Here is a 20,003-nt window from a genome sequence, read left to right on the forward strand (position 1 = left end):
CTGCAGTGGGCGGGCCGCCCATGACTTGACATAGCTGAAATCCCGGCCCGTCGCTTCCAATACTTTGACGCTACCCCACCCGCGGACGCGAACCGAGAATATCCGAACCAATTCGCAGGTGTGTCGCACCGAATTGGACGGCAGCTTCGAGGTCCTGGCTCATCCCGGCTGAGATCCCCACAGCCTCCGGATGTACTCCCCGCAGATCCCTTGAAATCGCGGCGAGCTTCTCAAAAGCCTCCTCGGGAGGCGCTCCGAGGGGAGCAACGGCCATCACACCGGCCAGACGCAACCCGGAGGCGATGGCGATCGATTCGGCAAGGCGCTCGATGTCGGCAGGAKCGGCGCCGCCGCGATGGGCACCGGCATCGTCCTCAAGACTCACCTGAATGTAGCAATGAAGGTCCGGCCTGCCGGACTCGTCCTGCTGCCGTGCAACAGCCTTGGCCAGGGCCTCAGCGAGCTGCGGACGGTCAATCGACTGGACAGAAAACGCGTACTTCGCCACGGACTTGGCTTTGTTGCTTTGCAATTGACCGATGAAGTGCCAGCGCAAGGCGAGTCCAGCAAGTTCCGCGGCCTTCGCGGCCGCCTCTTGGTCGCGGTTTTCACCGACGTCGGTCACTCCGAGGGCAACGAGCCGGGCGACGTCCGCTGCTGGATGGAACTTGCTGACGACGATCAGCTGTGGCTCCTCCATGCGCCCAGCCGCACGGGTTGCCGCGGAAATCCTTTGCCGGACGGCGCCAAGCCGTTCTCGCAGTTCGGCAGTCCGCGCATCGGTGCCGGCGGTTTCCGCTGCCGGGAAGTCCTCACTCATGCGACCACGCCTCGCTCATGAGTCCACACCAATCCCGCAAAGCGGCCGGTTTGCTGATTGCGCCGGTACGAGTAGAGCTGCGCGGTCTCCAGCGTGCACTCTCCCGAATACTCGACCGTGACGTCGAGTGCTTTCAGCTGGGCGCGCACACCGGCGGGCAGATCCAATGCGGGCGTGCCCCATGAGGTTGTGGACCAGGTTTCCGGGGCAGCGGCAGCAACGTCCGCACGCAATTGACCGGGAACTTCGTAGCATTCGCCGCAGATGGAAGGACCGAGCCAGGCACTGATGGCCGTTGCGCCGTGGCTCCGCATTTCAGTGACCGTGGCCGAAACGATGTCCGCAACAACGCCGGCGCGGCCGGCGTGAGCTACCGCCAAAACGGGCGTCGTACTGCCCAGCCCCTCGCCCAACAACACGACGGGCACACAGTCTGCCACCATAACCGCAAGTGGTTGCCCCCTGGACACCATGGCGTCCGCCGTTGGACCGTCACCGTCCCCGGTGATGAATTCGACGGCTATGCCGTGGACCTGGTTCATGTATTGGAAATGCCGTTCGCCGAGCCCCGCCGCTGTTTCCAACCGGGCTCGGCGCACCATGACATCCTCAGGATTGTCCGCGACGTGCAGTGCGAGGTTGCCCGCATTGCTATCGGAGAAGGCGACCGAAACTCCTGGTCGCACTTCTTTTCGCCACCAAAACACTACTGACTAACTCCCCTGAATGGCTTGGTATGGACCGGCTACTTCAGGAAGTCCGGAACATCGAGGTCGTCGGTACGGCTTCCCGAAAGGTCCGGTTCGACGACGGCCGGAAGGTCAACGTCGAAGCCCGAGTCAGCCGGCAAAGCCGAGGGGCGCTGCTGGCCCCAGTTACTCAAGCCGGAAGCGCCGACGCCGGCAGAAACGTGTTGCGGCGCGGAGTAGGCCGGAGCCGCCGAAGGTGCTGCGGGACGGTCCTGAGCCGGAGGGGCCAGGTGCTGGCCCGGCTGCTGGGCTGCCGGCTGGTTCATGGACGGCGAGGTGGCCTTGACGTCGTCGAAGCCCGCGGCGATAACCGTAACGCGCGCTTCGTCACCCAGGGCGTCGTCAATGACGGCACCGAAGATGATATTGGCCTCTGGGTGGGCAACTTCCTGCACAAGCCGCGCTGCCTCGTTGATTTCGAACAGACCTAGGTCCGAGCCGCCCTGAATGGAGAGCAGCACGCCGTGGGCGCCGTCGATCGACGCTTCCAGCAGGGGTGAGGCAATAGCGAGCTCAGCGGCCTTGACAGCGCGGTCTTCACCGCGTGCCGAGCCGATGCCCATGAGGGCGGAGCCGGCGCCCTGCATGACGGACTTGACGTCGGCGAAGTCGAGGTTGATCAGGCCGGGGGTGGTAATGAGGTCCGTGATGCCCTGGACACCGGACAGGAGCACTTGGTCAGCGGAACGGAAAGCGTCCAGGACGGAGACGTTGCGGTCGCTGATGGAGAGGAGACGATCGTTGGGGATCACGATGAGGGTATCGACCTCGTCGCGCAACGCGTCGATGCCAGCCTCGGCCGAACCGGCGCGCCGGCGGCCTTCGAAGGTGAACGGTCGCGTGACGACACCGATAGTCAGGGCGCCGAGCGAGCGTGCGATCCGGGCCACGACGGGGGCGCCGCCGGTTCCGGTGCCGCCGCCTTCGCCTGCGGTGACGAAGACCATGTCGGCTCCGCGGATAACCTCTTCGATCTCATCGGCGTGGTCCTCGGCGGCCTGGCGTCCGACGTCGGGGTTGGCACCGGCTCCCAGACCGCGGGTAAGCTCGCGTCCGACGTCAAGCTTGACGTCCGCGTCGCTCATGAGGAGAGCCTGGGCATCGGTGTTGATGGCGATGAACTCGACGCCGCGAAGGCCGACTTCGATCATTCGGTTAACTGCATTCACGCCACCGCCGCCGATGCCGACGACCTTGATGACGGCCAAGTAATTCTGCGGTGCTGCCACGTTTCGTGCCCCTTGCTTGTGTCCTATAGCGAAACAGATCGAGTCCAACTTGAATTCTTGGACCTTAACCCTCTAGTTGAAGGTTATAGTTATGTCAAGTAACTCTTAAGTGACGGTATGGGCTATGAATCCGACATTCAATGACCGCCTCCGCGTGTCGTGTGAAAGTCCCCAAAATAGCCCCCGAACGCCAGTGAAGTTACCTCATGAAATGGCCTACTTGGTAAATGGATGCCTCGGTGCACTGACATCGTAGACATTCACCGGAACTTTCGGATTGACCGGCGCCTTCAGCAACGCCTCCAGGACGCGTGCCTTCAGCTCCTTCTCGTCCGCGTTTCCCCAGACCACGATCTTGCCGTCACTGAGCTTGAGCTCGACAGCGTCGGGCGACTTCGCCGAGGCGCTTGCCATTTTTGCCAGGACATCGGCCGGCAGCGTCGCCAGAACACCAGTGATCGCCTTGAAGAGGTCCTGGTTGGATCCTTGTCCATCGATGAGGGGCAGTGGTACCGATGCCGCATCAGGTGTTGAACCAAGCTTGACACCGTCGACGTCTACCAGCAGATAGCTGTCGCCGTTCTTGACCAGTGCCACAGGCACCCGCTCCACAATGTGCACCAACAATTCCGACGGCGGGCGGGCCTCCGTGCTGACGGATCGTACCTGGACCAGCGGTTTGAGCAGCGCGGCGATCTCGGCGTCGTTGATTTGCGGAAGCGGTTTTCCCTTCACCGGCTCCAGTGCCTTCTGGACGGCCGCGGGCTGGAGCAGCTTGGCCCCGTCAACCGTCACTGTGCGCACGGCGAACACCGGTGAATAGATGGCCGCAACGATGATGCCGGCAACCAGGGCGACAACGATGGCCAGCACCGTTAGCACCGTCCGCCGGCGCTTACGCCCTTTCGGTTCCGGAAAGGCAAGCACATTGCTGTCTTTTCCGTTCGCGCCACCGGAAGGGACCTCAACAGGATCGTCGAGGCTGCGTTCAGCACTGACGACTCCGGGCAGGGTTCCCGCCCGCGGCTTGAAAGTAGGCTTCCGGGTATCAGCCACCCAACAACTCCACGATCCGGGGCCCGTAAGCCGTCACGTCACCGGCTCCGACGGTCAGGATGATGTCGCCCTCGCCTGCCGCGGAGAGAACCGCGTCCAGGGCGTCCTGCCCCGCCGCCACCAGCCTGCCGCTTCTAAGGCGCTCTGTGATCAGGGTGCTCGTGACCCCGGGAATGGGGTCCTCGCGCGCCGGGTAAATGTCCAGCACGAGGGCGGTATCCGCCTCTCCAAGTGCCTCTGCAAACTGCCCCGCGAATTCCCGGGTCCGCGAAAACAGGTGCGGTTGGAAGAGCACGTGCACCTTGTTACCGCCTGCCACCGAGCGGGCAGCTGACAAGGCAGCCCGGACCTCCGTGGGGTGGTGGGCGTAGTCGTCGTAGACCCGAATGCCCCTCCCCTGCCCCTTGAATTCAAATCGCCGCGACGCTCCCGTGAAATAGCCCAGTGCGGCCGCTGCATCCTCAGGTGCCACGCCGAGTTCGACGGCCACGCCGAACGCGGCAGCCGCATTCAGGGCGTTGTGCCGGCCGGGGACTTGAAGATCGAGGCGGTGCCGCCGTCCATCGGCATAGACCCAGACATCTCCCGGACCGCCGTCGTGCAGGCGGATGTCGGCGTCGGCCACCGTCCCGTAGCTCAGGACACGGGTATTGCCCGCTGAGCGGGTCCGCTCCGCGAGGGCACGGGCGCCGTCGTCGTCAGCGCAGGTGAACAGGACTCCAGCGGCTGGCAGCAGGGCCGCGAAACTGTCGAAGGAGGCATAGACAGCCTGAGGCGTGCCGTAGTAGTCGAGGTGATCGGCCTCGACGTTGGTGACAACCGCAATGAGCGGCCGGTAATTGAGGAAGGATCCGTCCGATTCATCGGCCTCGGCAACGAAGATGTCCGAGGTGCCGTGCGCCGCGTTGACGCCGAGGGCGGGCACATTGGCACCGATGGCGAAGGATGGATCGAGGCCCGCTTCCTTGAGCAACACAGCCACCATGGAAGTGGTGGTGGACTTGCCATGAGTGCCGGCCACGGTCACGACGCGATCGGCGCCCATCGTTGCCGCGAGAGCCTCGGAGCGGTGCAAAACCGGGAGGCCGGCCGCGCGGGCAGCCTCGAGTTCCGGGTTGTCGGCCTTGATGGCCGAACCTGCAACCACGGTTTGGGCGTCACCAAGATTTCCCGCGGCATAGCCGACGGCGATCCGGGCGCCGGCGGCCTGAAGGTCCCGCATGACGGGAAGGTCCTTGGCGTCCGAACCACTTACCACAACGCCGCGGGCCACCATGATGCGGGCGACGGCGGACATGCCGACGCCGCCGATGCCGATGAAGTGGACCCGGCCGAGGGAATAGAGGTCTGCGAGGGGCTGGGTCATTCGGATACCGCTTCCAGTACGAGATCAGCCATCCGCTGATCAGCATTTCTGATGCCGAGTTCCTTTGCCTTGCCGGCCATGTCTTCAAGGCGGGATTGATCCGTGAGCAAGGGAATCAACTCGGCTTTGAGCCAATCCGCGGTCAGCGCCGCGTCATCGATCAAAAGGGCTGCCCCGGCCTTGACCAAGGCAGAGGCGTTCATAGCTTGCTCGCCATTTCCCACGGGCAGCGGAACGAATACCGCGGGGAGTCCGACGGCGGCTACCTCACTGACCGTTGCGGCTCCGGAACGCGCAAGGAGGACATCTGCTGCAGCGTAGACGTTTTCCATGCCGTCCACATATTCCACCTGGTGGTAACCATCAGCCGCGAGGGGGGCGCCGTCGTCGTTCTTGACTGCCTTGCCGCGGCCGGTGATGTGGAGTGTTTGGATGCCCGCCTCCGCCAAAGCATCAACCGCACCGGCAATGGTGCAGTTGATGCTCTGGGCTCCGGAGGAACCGCCGGTCACGATGAGCGCTGGTTGTCCGGCGTCCAGCCCCAGGGATTGCCTCGCATCCGCGCGACCAGCGGCCCGGTCCAAGCCGGCGATGGCCTTCCGCATGGGCATTCCAACATGGCGGGCATGCCTCAGCCGGGTCTCCGGAAAGGCCACGCCAACGCGTTTGGTGAACAGGGCTCCTACCCGGTTGGCAAGCCCTGGGCGGGTGTTGGCCTCGTGGATGACGATGGGGATCTTCCTACGCCATGCCGCAAGGTACATCGGCGTGCAAACGTAGCCGCCCACGCCCAGCAGGACGTCGGCCTGCGCGTTGTCGAGAATGCGGCCTGCTTGTTTGACGGCGGCAGCGAGTTTTCCGGGCAGTCTGAGCAACTCCGCGGAAGGCCTCCGGGGAAACGGAACCCGGTCAATGGTGGCCAACTCGTAGCCCGCAGCCGGAACGAGGCGTGTTTCCATGCCATTGGCCGTGCCGACGGCAAGGATGGTGGCATCCGGGCGCAGCGATTTGAGGGCGTCGGCGATGGCGAGCAGCGGGCTGATGTGTCCGGCGGTCCCGCCACCGGCGAGGACCACGGACAAGGGCTTAGGCTGGGAATTCATGGAGTGCTATGTACGCTTTCGTGCAGTTTTCGCAGGCCGCCCACGCGGTTTGGAAGGTCTGGCAGAAGCCATTTGGGCGCGGGCCAAAGACAACACTACGCCCACGCCGCAGAGGGACATCACCAACGCTGAGCCGCCATATGAGATGAAAGGCAGTGGAACGCCGATCACGGGCAGCAGGCCGGCCACCATAGCCATGTTGATTGCGGCTTGCCCGAGCATCCACGCCATGATCGAGCCGCCCAACACCCGGGCGAACAGGTCTTCCTGGTGGCTGACCACGCGATAGATGGCAACAGCGAGCAGCGCAAAAAGCACGAGGACCACCAGGGTTCCCACCAGGCCGAGTTCCTCACCGATGACGGCAAAGATGAAGTCATTATGGGCCTCCGGAATCCACTGGTACTTCTGGCGGCTCTGGCCAAGCCCCACACCAAGCCAGCCGCCGGAAGCAAGGGCGTTGAGTCCTTGTTCACTCTGGAAGCCGATGTCTGTTGCCGCCGCACAGCCCTGCCCCATCCAGGAGGTAATCCGGCACATCCTGTTGCCGCTGGTCAACGCCAAAATCAGTGCCGCGGCGCCAGCAACACCGCCGGCCGCAGCGAAGAGCTTCAGATTGACGCCGCCGAAAAACAAGCCCGCGGCCATGATGAGCATGACCACCAGCGAGGTTCCGAGGTCGTGTCCCAGGACGATCAAGGTAATGATGATGCCGGAGACCGGGACGATCGGAATGAGGGCGTGCGTCCACTTGTCGAGGAGCTTTGCCTTGACGGAAAGGACCGTGGCCATCCAGAGCACCAGGGCGAATTTGGCATATTCCGAAGGCTGGAAAGTGAAGCCGCCAATCTCGATCCAGTTCTGGTTACCCAGGACCCGCTTGCCGATCACGAGAACCAACACCAGCAAGGCGACCGCAAGTACGATGGCGGGCCACGCGAATCGCTTAAGCCAAAGGACATTGACCCGCGAAAGCACCAGCATCAAGACGATGCCGATACCCGCGAAAATGCCTTGCTTGGTGGCGATCGAGTAGGGAGATTCGCCGGCCGCAATCGATTCGACACTGGAAGCGGACAAGACCATGATGATCCCGATGGCCGTCAGCGCAAGTGATGCGCCGAGGATGAGGTAGTACGTGGATCCGCTTCTCGATTTACCGCTTCCCTCAAGCGTTGACCAGAAACCGGCCATCCCGGAACGAATGCGCGACGGCAGCGAGGGTCGAGCATCGCCGGCCGCACGTCCAGCGGGGGCTCCTGCCTTGCCGGCCCGGGCCCGCCCGGGCCCGGTGCGCGTGGGCGTGCTGACCATTGTTACTCCTCGGTGGTCTGTGCCTGGCCTTCCACTAGCTCGCGAACTGCCCTGATGAAAGCATCGCCACGGTGAGCGTAGGAAGAGAACTGGTCCATGGAGGCAGCCGCCGGGGCCATCAGCACGGTGTCGCCGGGCTCGGCGATACTTGCTGCCGACTCGACAGCATGGGCCATGACGGTGTCGCCGAAGATCGGCGACGGTTCCGCGGCGGCACCAGCTGAATCGGCGGACTGCACCATTTCAGTCTCGCCCTTGGGCTGCCCGATTACGGGCACATCCGCTGCGTGTCGCTTGAGGGAGGCCTCCAGGTCCGCGGTGTCGGTTCCGATCAACACCACGGCCTTGAGCCTGCCCGCGTTGCTCTTAACCAGTTCGTCATAGTTGACGCCCTTGGACAAGCCGCCAGCGATCCAGACGACGTTCCCGAACGCCGACAACGCCGCCGACGCGGCATGCGGATTGGTGGCCTTGGAATCGTTGACCCAGAGCACGCCGTTCCGCTTGGCCACGGGCTGGATGCGGTGATCGCCCGGGAGGTAGTTCCTGAGTCCCTCGCGCACTGCTGCGGAATCGACGCCGTAGGCTCGCACCAATGCCGCAGCAGCCAAGGCGTTGGCGACCATGTGTCGGGGAGCAGCCGGGCCGAGATCCGCCAGGGACGCAAGCTCTTCGGCTGAGCTCCTGCGTTCTTCAATGAACGCACGGTCCACGAGCAACCCCTCGACGACGCCAAGCATGCTGACAGCAGGGGTCAAGGTGGTGAACCCGATCGCCCTGCAGCCCTCCACGACGTCGGCGTTCTCCACCATGCGTTCGGTCTCGATCTGCTCCGCGTTGTAGATACACGCCTTCTGCGTGTGCTCGAAGATCTTTGCCTTGTCCGCGAGGTAAGACTCGTACGAGCCGTGCCAGTCAACGTGGTCTTCGGCCACGTTCAGGCAGACACTCGCCACCGGGGAGAGCGACTCACTCCAATGCAGCTGGAAGCTCGAGAGTTCAACCGCGAAAGCATCATATTCCACCGGGTCCCGGAGGGCGTCGAGGATCGGAGTCCCCACGTTCCCGACCGCAATCGCTTTGAGGCCCGCCGCCTGCAGCATGGCCTCTGTCATGCCCACAGTGGTGGTCTTGCCGTTAGTACCGGTGATTGTGAGCCAGTCCGCAGTCTTGCGGCCCTCGCGTTCGCGCACCCGCCAAGCGAGTTCGACGTCGCCCCACACCGGTACATGGGTGCGTTTGGCAGCTGCCAGGAGGGACTGGTCCGGGCGCCAGCCCGGGGACGTCACCACTAGTTCGGCCTTCTCCCCGTCCACCAAAGGCAGAGTCTTGACGGCGTCCTGGCCAAGGAGGACGTCGGCAGCGCCGACGATCTTCAAGGTGTCCGCCTGGGCGAGGGCTTTGGCGCTCGTGGCGGCGTCAACCACCACCACCCGCGCGCCGAGTTCGATCAAGGTGTCGGCGGCAGCGAAACCGGACACGCCAATCCCGGTCACAACGACGCGAAGGCCCTTCCAGTCGGAATCCCAACTGACCAGATTCCGGAGCCGGTCAATGGCCGAAGGCTTGGTTTGAGGACTTGAGCTCACAGCAGCACCACCCATTCAGCATAGAAAATACCAAGGCCCGCGGCGACGAACAGACCGCAGAGAATCCAGAATCGGACAACCACCGTGATCTCGGCCCAGCCCTTGAGTTCAAAATGATGCTGCAAGGGTGCCATCTTGAAGACCCTCTTGCCCTTGGTGGCCTTGAAATAGCCCACCTGGATGATGACCGACAGCGTGATGAGGACGAAGAGCCCGCCGATGATGCCCAACAGCAGTTCGGTGCGGGAGAGGATCGCAAAGCCGGCCACTGCACCGCCGATCGCCAGCGAACCCGTATCCCCCATGAAGATCTTCGCCGGAGACGTGTTCCACCAAAGGAAGCCCACCAGCGCAGCACTGCAAATGGCCGCCAAGAGCGCAAGATCGAGCGGGTCACGGACCGAATAGCAGCCGCTGCCGGCCTCACGCGGCGAACCGCAGGCCTGGTTGTTCTGCCAGATTCCCATCAGGGTGTACGCGCCGAAGACCATGATGGAAGCGCCCGCGGCCAAGCCGTCCAGGCCATCCGTCAGGTTGACGCCGTTGGTTGCCGCAGTGACGATCAGGTTCGACCAGATGACGAACAAGATGGCTCCGAGGACGGTGCCCCCGAAGGCCAGGTTCAGCCAGGGAATGTCCCGGACAAGGGAAATATGCGTCGATGCCGGAGTGATGCCATCCGCGTCAGGGAAGTTCAGCACCAGCACGGCGAAAACAATACCTACGAAAGCTTGAAGGATCAGCTTGGCTTTGGCGTTGAGCCCTAGGCTGCGTTGCTTGGAAATCTTGATGAAATCGTCGAGGAAGCCAACGAATCCCATACCGACCATGAGGAACAACAAAAGCAGGCCCGAGGCGGACGGGCCAGGTGAACGCGGATTCATCATCCACATGATCAGGTGGGTCAGCCCATAGCTGATGAGCACGGCGGCCACCACCACAGTGCCACCCATGGTGGGAGTACCGCGCTTGGTGTGGTGGGACGTGGGTCCGTCGTCCCGGATGAACTGGCCATAGCCCTTGGTCACGAGGAAGCGGATGAAGAGTGGCGTCCCGATCAAAGCCACCAGGAGGGCGACGCCAGCGCCGATCAACAGTGCAATCACAGGAGCTCGTTCCCTTCATCGGCGGCGGTTACAGCCGCGGTGTTCGCACTCGTTCCGGCCTGTGGGGGTAATGCTATCCGATCCCCCAAATGCCGGAGGCCCACCCCGTTCGAGGATTTGAACAGCACCAGATCGCCTGGCTCAAGCTCGGCCTGCAGGAGTTCATAGGCCTCGTCGGCTGTCTCGGCGAAACTGCACTCATCGCCCCAGGAACCTTCCTGGATCGCGGAAATGTAGAGCGCCCGCGCTTCGCGGCCAACCACCACCAGACGGGAAATGTTCAAGCGGACCACTTGGGTCCCCACGGCGGTGTGTTCACGGATGGAATCTTCGCCAAGTTCCAGCATCGCGCCCAGGACAGCCCAGGTGCGACGTCCCTGGCCGAGGTCGGCAAGGGTACGCAAGGCGGCACGCATCGATTCAGGATTCGCGTTGTACGCGTCGTTGATGATGGTGACGCCATCTGCCCGCTCTGTGCGTTCCATCCGCCACCGGCTGGCCGGCGACTGCGCGCTCAGGGAGGCGGCAATGTCGGCCGCAGGAACGCCTGCCGCAAATGCGGCGGCCGCGGCGGCAAGCAGGTTGGTGATGTGGTGTGCACCGATGAGCTTGCTGTGGACCGCGTGGGAGGCCCCGCCGTCGGGCAGGGTGAGTTCGAATTCCGGGTGGCCGCCGTCGTCGATTTCGGCGTTCCGGGCTTCGACGGCCGAGCCGGAAGCGCCGGTCGCCGTTGTTCCGAGCACCTTGGCCTGGGTGCGGGAAACCATCGCCGCGACCCGGGCGTCATCGAGGTTGATGACTGCTGTTCCGTCCTGCCCCAGCGCCTCGACGAGTTCACCCTTGGCCTTGGCAATGTTCTCCACGCCACCGAACTCTCCGGCGTGCGCGGTGCCGACGACAAGAACGACGCCGATGTCCGGTTGGACCATCTCCGCGAGGTACTTGATGTGGCCCACTCCGGTGGCGCCCATTTCGATCACGAGATAGCGGGTGCCGGCATCGGCCCCGAAGACAGTGAGCGGTACACCGACTTCACCGTTGTAGGAACCCTGCGGAGCTATGGTGGCCCCGGCCCGGGAAAGAATCCCGGCCAGCAGGTCCTTGGTAGTGGTCTTGCCCGCCGAGCCTGTGATGCCAATAACGGTAAAAGGCTCTCCCTGCGCCGCGCGGGCAGCGCGGATGCGCCGCACCGACTCGGCCGCCAGCGCACCCATGGCGAGCACGGCGTCATCGACGACGACGGCGGGGTAAGCCCGGCCGTCGTCGTCGGAAACGTCGCGCTCGGTCAAGGCCAGAACTGCGCCGCGCTCAAATGCCGCGCCCACAAAAGCATGGCCGTCCGCTTTCTCTCCGGGCTTGGCCACGTACATCGATCCGTCAGCCACCTCACGGGAATCGGTAACAATGGACGACGGGACAATGCCCGGGTCCGCCGCCAATCGGCCGTTGGTGATATCGGCGATTTCCGCCGCAGTAAGTGCAATCATCTCGGTCTAGGACTCTATCCGTTCGTCCGTGGAAAGTCTGAATCCCCTAGATGTCAAGGCAGCCCGCAGTTCTACCCGGTCATCGAGCGCAAGGTTTACACCGTTCACTTCCTGCCAAACTTCATGGCCGCGGCCGGCAATCAGGATGGTGTCCCTTTCAGTGGCCAATTCCACGGCCTGACGAATGGCAACATCCCGGGGATAGGCCTCCAGAATCTCGCAGTCGAGCTGCTCGGACTCGCGGGCTTCGCGGGCACCGGCGATGACTTCCGAGCGGATGGTCGCGGCGTCTTCGTCGTGGGGGTCGTCGTCGCTGACAATCACGACGTCGGCGAGCCGGGCCGCGATGGCGCCCATGGTCGGCCTCTTGCCCTGGTCACGCTGGCCTGTGGCACCGAAAACGACGATCACCCGGGATCCGGGTTCCTGCGAGCGTACAGCCGTCAGGGCCCTCGCCAGCGCGTCCGGGTTGTGCGCAAAATCAACCACGGAGGCCGGGGCATCCGAGATCAGCTGCATCCGGCCCGGTACGGAGACAGTAAAGGGATCGTGCCTGTCCAGCGCGGCCTGCAATGCCTGCGGATCGATGCCGGAAGCCAGCACCATAACGGCCGCGAGGGCCGCGTTGGCGACGTTGAAGTCACCGGGCAATCCTGTGTGGATGCGCAGGACTGTTCCGTGACGGTGGTGCAGCTCGAAGTCGGTTCCAAGCCCGCGTTGGGTGGTGGAGGCCACGGCCCAGTCAGCGTCCGTGCCCGGTACCGCGGACAAGGTTGTCACGGGAATCCCGGCCTCTTCGGCCAACAACCGGCCCCACTCATCGTCCACGGTCACCACTCCCCGGCGCGCGCGGGCCGTGGTGAAGAGTTCCGCCTTGGTCCGGAAGTACTCATCCATGCTTCCGTGGAGATCCAGGTGGTCCTGGGTCAGGTTGGTGAAGCCGGCTACGTCGAACATGACCGAGTCGACCCGGTGGAAGGAAAGGGCGTGGGAGGAGACCTCCATGGAAGCCGCGTCCAGCCCGCGTTCACGCATGAGGGCAAGCAGGGCATGTACATCCGTCGACTCCGGCGTCGTCAGCAGGCTCGGGATGGCTTCGCCTCCGGCAAGGATTTCGATCGTCCCAATCAGGCCAGGATTCTTGCCCAGCGCCCGGAGAAGGGAGTTGATGAAGTAGGTGGTGGTGGTCTTGCCGTTGGTACCGGTGACGCCGAAAAGTGTCGGCGAATCCTCATCGTGGGGTTGGCTGCGATAAATGAGTGCAGCGAGGGGCCCGACGGCGGTGCGGGGACTGCCGACGATCAGCACAGGAACAGCGAGATCGTCGCCGAGCGCCAATTGGCGCGCGCCGTCTTCATCGCTCACGACGGCTACTGCGCCAGCGGCCACGGCCTGGGGGACAAATTCGGCCCCGTGGCGTGTCGCCCCTGGCAGGGCCAAGTAAAGGTCTCCTGGCTCAATGGTGCGCGAGTTGAGGGACACACCAGTCACAGACGTCGCGCCGGCTTCCGGAGGAAGCACGATTCCCAGGGACGCGGCAATCGTCTCAAGAGGGACCGCGGTCACGACGGCGGGACGGAAGCCGGGTTTGTCCGTAGCCGGCGGATTCCCTGTGGGTATCGATACGGCGTCATTCTGCTCTGACAAATGGGTCTCCGTTGGTACTCGTAAAACTGGCCGCGCGCGAACCATGGGGCTCCCGGAATCGGCATGGGTGGATCGTAATATGGCCGGACAGATGCCCAACAAGCTTACTTGGCGAAAATGACTTACTTGGCGTACTGCGGGAACTGCGCCGGAGTGCCGGTGGACGGGGGGACGTTGTAGGTGCGCAGGACCTGCCCCATGACCGAGCGGAAAATCGGTCCTTGGGTGATGCCGTAGATGTTCCCTTTCGGGCGCTGGACAACCACCTCAACGATGAACCGTGGATTTTCCATGGGCGCCATTCCAATAATGGAAGCGGTGAACCCATCGAAACCAGGCAGCCCGTCTTCACGGGGTGCCTCGGAGGTTCCTGTCTTGGCACCCACCCGGTATCCGTCGATACCGGCGTCTTTCACTTCGCCCATGGTGACGTTGCTCTCAAGGATGTCGCGGACCTGTTGGGCCGTCTCTTTGGAAACGACTTGCCTGGGATCCTTGGCCGGAACCTTCGCCTCGACTCCATCAGCGCCCACGTACCCGTCGATGAGTCGTGGCTGCAGCATCACGCCGCCGTTGGCCACGCTTTGGTACGCTCGGACCGTCTGGAGGGTGGACTGGGAAACACCTTGGCCGAACAGCACGGTGTACTGCTGCCGGTCGTCCCATTGCTCAGGCTTTGCGAGGATGCCCGTGGCTTCGGCGGGAAGGCCAATGTCCGGAGCTTCGCCAATGCCGAACCGCTTGAGGTAGTCGTAACGCTGTTGCTTAGTCAGGCGGCTGCCGACCATCACGGTACCGGTGTTCATCGAATATCCGAGGATGCCGGCGAGGGTTCTCTGCTCGGTACCGTGCGTGAAAGCATCCGTGAACGTCTGACCGTCAATGGTTACGGCTGGCGGAATGGTGAAGGTGTCCAGCGGGTTGGACTTTCCTTCATTGATCGCGGCCGATGCGGTGATCATTTTCTCCACCGACCCGGGCTCGTAGGCGGCGGTCACTGACCGCACGCCGCGGTCCGCGGCCGCAACCTTGCCTGGGTCGTTGGGGTCCGGGGCATTGGTGTCCGCCATCGCGATGATGTTCCCGGTCTTAATGTCCTCAACAACGATCGATCCCCACTGGGCGTTGAGCTGATTGACCTGTGTCTGAATGGCCTGCTGCGCAAAGTATTGGATGTCCGTGTTCAGCGTCAGCTTGACGTCTTTGCCGTTGACGGCCGGGGTCAGGAGATCGGTTGCCACGGGGATGCGAAGACCGTCGGCCCCGATCTCGAAGACCCTCTTTCCGTCTTTCCCACGGAGGAGTTCGTCTTGAGTCTGTTCAAGTCCCGCCTGGCCCGTTGTGCCGTCCTTGAGGAATCCGATGACGCCGCCGGCAACACTCCCGTTGGGGTAGACGCGTTTGCTGATGCCTTCTGATCCGACACCCGGAATGTGCAACTGGGAGACCTGGTCTTCAACCTCGGGCTTCACTTCCTTGGCCACGATGTTGTACTTTTTCTCACCGGTCACTGCTTGCGTGACCTGGTTGACATCCATCCCCAGGGCACCGGCAAGCTCAGCTATGCCCTGGTTCCGGGAGATCTTGTCGACGCCCTGGGTCTTGGTGTTGTAGCGCGAAAACTCATTGCTGGCGGTGTTGACCGTTTGGTCCACCACAATGTTGTAGCGAATCACGCTGCTGGCGAGCACCGTGCCGTTGGCATCAAGGATCTTGCCGCGTTCAGCAGGAAGAATCGTGGATTTCAGCCGGTTGTTATACGCGGCCTCGGCCATGCCCCCGACATCCAGTCCCTGGACGAGGAACAATTTGCCCCCAACCACAAGCAGCAGCGTCAGCATGATTCCGAGGCCGATGCGCAGGCGCTTCTTCGCCGCCGGCGTTCTCTTGTTCTTCGATTTGCCGGTTTTCTGCACCACGTCGATTCCTTGCTGCTTGCCTTGCTGTTTACCTGAAATCAGGTCGGCTGGACGCTACTGCCCGGGTACCTTCTGCTGTGGAGCGGGGACCGAACCACCGTGGAGATCCACAACCGGCGGCTTGGGTGCCACGGGAGCCGCGGGCGCCTCCGGCTTGGCCGGGGTGGAGTCTGCAGTTCCTGTCGGTTTGCGGTTTTCCAATGGATCCTTGGTGGTTGCTGGAGGCACTATGCTGAGCTGGCCCGCAACCGCAGGAGCAGCGATGACAGCACCGGGATTCTGTCCCTTGACTGCTGGCGTCGCCTTACCTGTGACCGTCAGATTGTCCAGATCGATTTGGCCCGTGGCGGTGGAAGCTACCATCCCCAATTCTGCAGCCTTGGCGGCCAGATTCTGCGGAGCTTCGAAGTTCTGGACCTGCTGTGTCAGATCCTGGTTCTGCTTGTTCAGGGATGCGGCATCGTTCCTGAGCTTCACGAGGTCGTATTGAGCCGTGGACACCGAAATGTTGAGCACGAGGACAGTCAGCAGTGCTGCCGCGAGCACCCCAAAGCAAAAGACGACGAACGGAGTGCGTCGTCTTCCAGGAACGCTCTGAACGAGCGAGAGCGGCGTCCGCGCCCTGCGGGGGGCGTCGCGCTCCGGGCCGCGGACGGGCAGGGCGCGCGCGGTGTTGCCCACCGTGGTGGGCAGGATCTTCGCGGCGGCGGTGCTCATGCTGTTCTCCTCGCTTTGATGCGTTCCACTGCCCGCAGTCGGGCGGATGCCGCACGCGGGTTTTCGGCGATTTCTTCGGGCGTCGGCACTTCCGTGCCCTTGGTCAAGGTCTTGAATTCCGGTTTGTGTTCCTCGAGCTCCACGGGGAAACCGAGCGGAGCTGATGACTTGGACCGTGATTGGAACACTGATTTGACGATCTTGTCTTCGAGCGAGTGGTAGGACATCACCACAACGCGTCCGCCCATGGCTGAGACCGAGAGAGCAGCCGGAACCGCCCTTTCCAGGACGTCGAGTTCCTCGTTGACTTCAATCCGCAAAGCCTGGAAAGTCCGCTTTGCAGGATGCCCTCCGGACTTTGCTGCCGATGCAGGAACCACCCCGCGAATCTGCTCCACCAGTTCTCCCGTGGTGGCAAAGGGCTTGCTGGCCCTTGCCGCAACGATGCGATTGGCGATCCTGCCGGCGAACTTCTCTTCGCCCCACTTGCGGATGATCCGTACCAGGTCTTCTTCGGAGTAGTTATTGACAACGTCAGCAGCGGTCTGGCCTCGGCTCGTGTCCATGCGCATGTCAAGGGGTGCATCGTAGGAGTACGCAAAGCCGCGTTCCCGCTCGTCCAGCTGAAGGGAAGACACACCGAGGTCCATGAGGATGCCATGGACCTCGGGGATGCCTAGCTCCGCAAGGACATCCTCAATCTCGTCATAGACAGCATGTACCAGATCGGTGCGGGCCTCGAATGGTTGCAGGCGCGCTCCGGCCAGGGCCAAGGCCTCTTCGTCCCGGTCTATGCCAACCAAGTGCAAATCGGGGAACCGTTGCAGCATCGCTTCGGAGTGGCCGCCCATTCCCAACGTGGCGTCGATGGCCACGGGCGTTTCTCCACGGCTGCGGGCCGCCTCAAAACCAGGGGCCAACAAATTGATGCACCGGTCCTTCAGGACCGGCACATGGCGCTCCGAGGTCGGTTTTGGCGCGTCTTGCTCCTCCATGCGGCCTCCTCAGTGCTGAATTGTTCGGTGCATCTGCCGGTCAGTTGGTTGTTTCTTGGGTCGGATCCCCATCCGCGCCTATCGCAGTGTCCGCCTGACTCCGGGGAAGGTGAGTCAGGAAAACAATGTGATGGGCGGCTGGAGATCCCATCCAAGAAGCCTTGGTGCTTCCTGGCCCGGTCTCTAAATGAACCCGGGGAGGTTGTCGTCGTCGGTTTCCGAGAAGGCGGCTTCCTTCTCGGCCAGGTATTCATCCCAAGCTTGGGCATCCCAGATCTCCGCTCGGGTTCCGGCGCCGATGACCGCCAATTCCCGATCGAGTCCTGCGTAGCTCCGGAGCGCCTGCGGAATCGTGACGCGCCCCTGCTTGTCAGGTACCTCGTCAGAGGCTCCGGACAGGAAAACCCGGATGTAGTCACGTGACTGCTTGGAGGAGATGGGGGCCTCCCGCATGGACTCGTGAATACGTTCGAATTCCCGCTGGCTGAAGACGTAGATGCAACGTTCCTGGCCTCTTGTGAGCACCAAGCCGTCAGCAAGTTCCTCGCGGAACTTGGCGGGAAGGATGATCCGGCCCTTTTCGTCCAGACGCGGCGAATGCGTGCCAAGAAACACTGGCCCACCGCCCCATCTGTCAAAGGTGCCCGTACCTGCCCCACGCCGCCACTACCCTCTTACTTGCTCCACTTTACTCCACAAGCCCCCACAGTCAACGCAATCCGGCGTGTTTCTGCCCCACTTTCGGCTGAGGGTGCCTGAAAACACAGGGATTTCGTGCGTGGTGGAAAGTGGAGCGGATTCTGCGGAAGCCGTCTCGGGAGGCGCGCGACGGCGGAGCCAAAGTCACGCTCACGCCCTCCTGGGATGCGGCGAACCCCGCGTTAAATGCGAAAAGACCCGAAATTCGGGTCTTTTCGCATTCAGGCCGGCGCCTGGTGGTGCAATGTGGAGGACTTGGCCTCATGCGGAAGACAAGCCCTAAAAGGGGGGCGCCCAGCTACTCTTCGCCGCGGCGACGCTCGTCCCAGCGCTCCTCCAGGTTGCTCATGAATGAGTTCCTGGCCTTACCCGGTTTGGCACTCTTCGCCTTGCCGCCGATAGCCCTTCGCAGGGTCGCAAAGTAAACGCCGGCGCCCATGACAATGAAGCCCAACACACCAAGGAAGATGTTCTGCAACGACACACCTACCAACAATAAGAGGATCCCGGCAATAGTGCCTAGAACGCCAATAACGATGTGCCTGGTCGACCATGAACGAATGGGGTCAGAGCCCATTGAATTGGCAAACTTTGGATCGTCCTCATGCAGTTGCTTCTCGAGTTGCTCGAGGAGCTTCTGTTCGTGCTCCGAGAGGGGCATCGCGACCTCCTTTAGTCGGCCAGCGTCTGAATATTCCGCGGCCGTTGCCTCTTTTCCCTTGAACGGACGAACCCAAAAAAGGGTTCCCGAAGACCGGGTCTTGTGAACACGGTCTCACGGAACAGACACAACAGAGCAATTTATCCAGACGGTCTAAATCTGTGTATCTCTAGGATAGTTTGTTGGCCGCTGTTCTGAAAGACACTCCGAAGGCACACGAGCGGCTCTTCGGCACTTAAAGAGAGTCCTGCTCATCGACCCCAGCATGCGGTTCCAGAAGCCTGGCCGGAAGGACCGTCTTGCTGCCGAATCGCTCGGTCACACGGTCGAGCGCTTGCTCAGCTGCCCGCCAGTTGTCGTCCCTACGATCCAGGCTCAACTGAAGCGAGGCGTGCTCGGCCGGTTCGAGCTGCTCGGCCCGTACACCCACAAGACGCACGCTCATGGGCCGCTCCCCCAAGGATGCCAGCAATTGGCTCGCCACCTGATAGATCAGCTGCGCGCTATCTACCGGCGTATGCATCGTCTTGCTGCGACTGATCGTCGAAAAATCGGCATAGCGCAGTTTCAGCGCGATTGTCCGCGCCAGCATGCCGGCAGTCCGTAGCCGCGAAGCGGTGCGATGGGAGAGCCTCAGCAGCTCGCGGTGCAGGAGTGCATCGTCCGGCGTGTCGACCGCGAAAGTCTCCTCGGAGCCAATGCTCTTTTCCAGGCGTGTAGGCGTGACCGGCCGGGGATCCAAACCCATGGACAATCGGTGGACGTGCTCCCCCGAAGCTCCGAGGACCTTCTTCAAGGAAGAAGGCGGTGTCGCCGCAACATCGGCCACGGTGCGGATGCCCAGCCTGGCAAGGACATCGGCAGTCTTGGACCCGACTCCCCACAAGGCGTTCACCGGAAGACTGTGCAGGTAAGCTACGGTCTGGTCCGCCTGAATGAGCAGAAGGCCGTCGGGCTTGCAGCGAGTGGAAGCGATTTTTGCGACGAACTTGTTGGCTGCGATCCCCACCGACGCAGTGATTCCGAGTTCGGAAGCGACACGGCTCCGGATCAAATGGCCGATCTGAAGAGGCGGACCTAATCTCCTGATTGCTCCACCAACATCGAGGAAAGCTTCGTCGACGCTCAGGGGCTCGACGAGATCAGTTATTGATTCAAAGATTCCCATCAACTGCCGCGAGACCTCGTAGTAGAGGCTGTGGCGGGGTTCGATGATGACCGCTTTGGGACACATGCGCATGGCGTTGGCCATGGGCATCGCCGACCTTACTCCCAAGGCGCGCGCTTCGTAGGAGGCCGACAGTACAACCGAGCGATCCACCGGGAAGCCCACAATGACGGGTTTTCCTCGGAGTTCAGGGCGGGTGCGCAGTTCCACCGAGACAAAGAAGGCATCCATGTCGACGTGGAGGATGCTGGTGCGCCTCAACTCCCGCAAAGCAGCGGGATCCGGGGTGAATCCTTGCCCGGGGTCCTCTGCATGTGGTCTCACAAGGAAATCCTATGCCGCGCTACTGGTTAAACTGGAGGCAGCATCCGGCACCCT

Annotated in this window: 17 protein-coding genes; all 17 read right to left on the reverse strand. The window is 62.6% G+C overall.

Annotated elements, in window-relative coordinates:
- Positions 1 to 70: 70 nt before the first annotated feature.
- The 17 genes from AC1DLO_RS21095 to dinB all read right to left on the reverse strand — a co-directional run bounded on the left by AC1DLO_RS21095 (position 71) and on the right by dinB (position 19,949).
- A complete protein-coding gene (locus AC1DLO_RS21095) occupies positions 71 to 820 on the reverse strand; it encodes a YggS family pyridoxal phosphate-dependent enzyme (RefSeq protein WP_476914597.1) in 750 nt (249 codons plus the stop codon).
- Positions 817 to 1,527, reverse strand: coding sequence for a purine nucleoside phosphorylase YfiH/LACC1 family protein (locus tag AC1DLO_RS21100; protein WP_476891050.1), 711 nt, complete (start codon positions 1,525 to 1,527; stop codon positions 817 to 819). The genes AC1DLO_RS21095 and AC1DLO_RS21100 overlap by 4 nt, the downstream gene beginning before the upstream one ends.
- Before the next feature lie 38 nt (positions 1,528 to 1,565).
- Positions 1,566 to 2,798, reverse strand: coding sequence for a cell division protein FtsZ (ftsZ, locus tag AC1DLO_RS21105; protein WP_476891051.1), 1,233 nt, complete (start codon positions 2,796 to 2,798; stop codon positions 1,566 to 1,568).
- Between the two features lie 216 nt (positions 2,799 to 3,014).
- The gene (locus tag AC1DLO_RS21110) at positions 3,015 to 3,854 is read right to left on the reverse strand and encodes a cell division protein FtsQ/DivIB (protein ID WP_476891052.1); all 840 of its coding nucleotides are present in this window, start codon (positions 3,852 to 3,854) and stop codon (positions 3,015 to 3,017) included.
- Positions 3,847 to 5,220, reverse strand: coding sequence for a UDP-N-acetylmuramate--L-alanine ligase (murC, locus tag AC1DLO_RS21115; protein ID WP_476891053.1), 1,374 nt, complete (start codon positions 5,218 to 5,220; stop codon positions 3,847 to 3,849). Before murC ends, AC1DLO_RS21110 begins: the two co-directional genes overlap by 8 nt.
- Positions 5,217 to 6,323 carry an undecaprenyldiphospho-muramoylpentapeptide beta-N-acetylglucosaminyltransferase gene (murG, locus tag AC1DLO_RS21120; protein ID WP_476891054.1) on the reverse strand — a complete coding sequence of 369 codons (1,107 nt, stop codon included), beginning with the start codon at positions 6,321 to 6,323 and terminating at the stop codon, positions 5,217 to 5,219. The genes murC and murG overlap by 4 nt, the downstream gene beginning before the upstream one ends.
- 6 nt (positions 6,324 to 6,329) lie before the next feature.
- Positions 6,330 to 7,637: a putative lipid II flippase FtsW gene (gene ftsW / locus AC1DLO_RS21125; protein WP_476891055.1), complete on the reverse strand. Its 1,308-nt coding sequence runs from the start codon at positions 7,635 to 7,637 to the stop codon at positions 6,330 to 6,332.
- A 2-nt stretch (positions 7,638 to 7,639) separates the two neighbouring features.
- The gene (murD, locus tag AC1DLO_RS21130; RefSeq protein WP_476891056.1) at positions 7,640 to 9,241 is read right to left on the reverse strand and encodes a UDP-N-acetylmuramoyl-L-alanine--D-glutamate ligase; all 1,602 of its coding nucleotides are present in this window, start codon (positions 9,239 to 9,241) and stop codon (positions 7,640 to 7,642) included.
- Complete coding sequence (mraY, locus tag AC1DLO_RS21135; protein WP_476891057.1) at positions 9,223 to 10,332, reverse strand: phospho-N-acetylmuramoyl-pentapeptide-transferase; 1,110 nt, start codon at positions 10,330 to 10,332, stop codon at positions 9,223 to 9,225. Before mraY ends, murD begins: the two co-directional genes overlap by 19 nt.
- On the reverse strand, positions 10,329 to 11,819 hold the full coding sequence (locus AC1DLO_RS21140) for a UDP-N-acetylmuramoyl-tripeptide--D-alanyl-D-alanine ligase (RefSeq protein WP_476891058.1): 1,491 nt from the start codon (positions 11,817 to 11,819) through the stop codon (positions 10,329 to 10,331). The genes mraY and AC1DLO_RS21140 overlap by 4 nt, the downstream gene beginning before the upstream one ends.
- A gap of 6 nt (positions 11,820 to 11,825) precedes the next feature.
- Positions 11,826 to 13,466: a UDP-N-acetylmuramoyl-L-alanyl-D-glutamate--2,6-diaminopimelate ligase gene (locus AC1DLO_RS21145; protein WP_476891059.1), complete on the reverse strand. Its 1,641-nt coding sequence runs from the start codon at positions 13,464 to 13,466 to the stop codon at positions 11,826 to 11,828.
- 122 nt (positions 13,467 to 13,588) lie between these two features.
- Positions 13,589 to 15,385, reverse strand: a complete 1,797-nt coding sequence (locus tag AC1DLO_RS21150) for a peptidoglycan D,D-transpeptidase FtsI family protein (RefSeq protein ID WP_476891060.1) — start codon at positions 15,383 to 15,385, stop codon at positions 13,589 to 13,591.
- Between the two features lie 54 nt (positions 15,386 to 15,439).
- On the reverse strand, positions 15,440 to 16,102 hold the full coding sequence (gene ftsL / locus AC1DLO_RS21155) for a cell division protein FtsL (protein WP_184738978.1): 663 nt from the start codon (positions 16,100 to 16,102) through the stop codon (positions 15,440 to 15,442).
- Positions 16,099 to 17,097: a 16S rRNA (cytosine(1402)-N(4))-methyltransferase RsmH gene (gene rsmH / locus AC1DLO_RS21160; RefSeq protein ID WP_476891061.1), complete on the reverse strand. Its 999-nt coding sequence runs from the start codon at positions 17,095 to 17,097 to the stop codon at positions 16,099 to 16,101. The genes ftsL and rsmH overlap by 4 nt, the downstream gene beginning before the upstream one ends.
- Positions 17,098 to 17,280: 183 nt before the next feature.
- Complete coding sequence (gene mraZ, locus AC1DLO_RS21165; protein WP_184738974.1) at positions 17,281 to 17,712, reverse strand: division/cell wall cluster transcriptional repressor MraZ; 432 nt, start codon at positions 17,710 to 17,712, stop codon at positions 17,281 to 17,283.
- A 382-nt stretch (positions 17,713 to 18,094) separates the two neighbouring features.
- The gene (locus AC1DLO_RS21170; protein ID WP_184738972.1) at positions 18,095 to 18,457 is read right to left on the reverse strand and encodes a DUF3040 domain-containing protein; all 363 of its coding nucleotides are present in this window, start codon (positions 18,455 to 18,457) and stop codon (positions 18,095 to 18,097) included.
- Between the two features lie 235 nt (positions 18,458 to 18,692).
- Positions 18,693 to 19,949, reverse strand: a complete 1,257-nt coding sequence (gene dinB, locus AC1DLO_RS21175) for a DNA polymerase IV (protein ID WP_476891062.1) — start codon at positions 19,947 to 19,949, stop codon at positions 18,693 to 18,695.
- Between the last annotated feature and the right edge of the window lie 54 nt (positions 19,950 to 20,003).

The sequence above is a fragment of the Arthrobacter sp. 01T419 genome, from assembly GCF_056398865.1.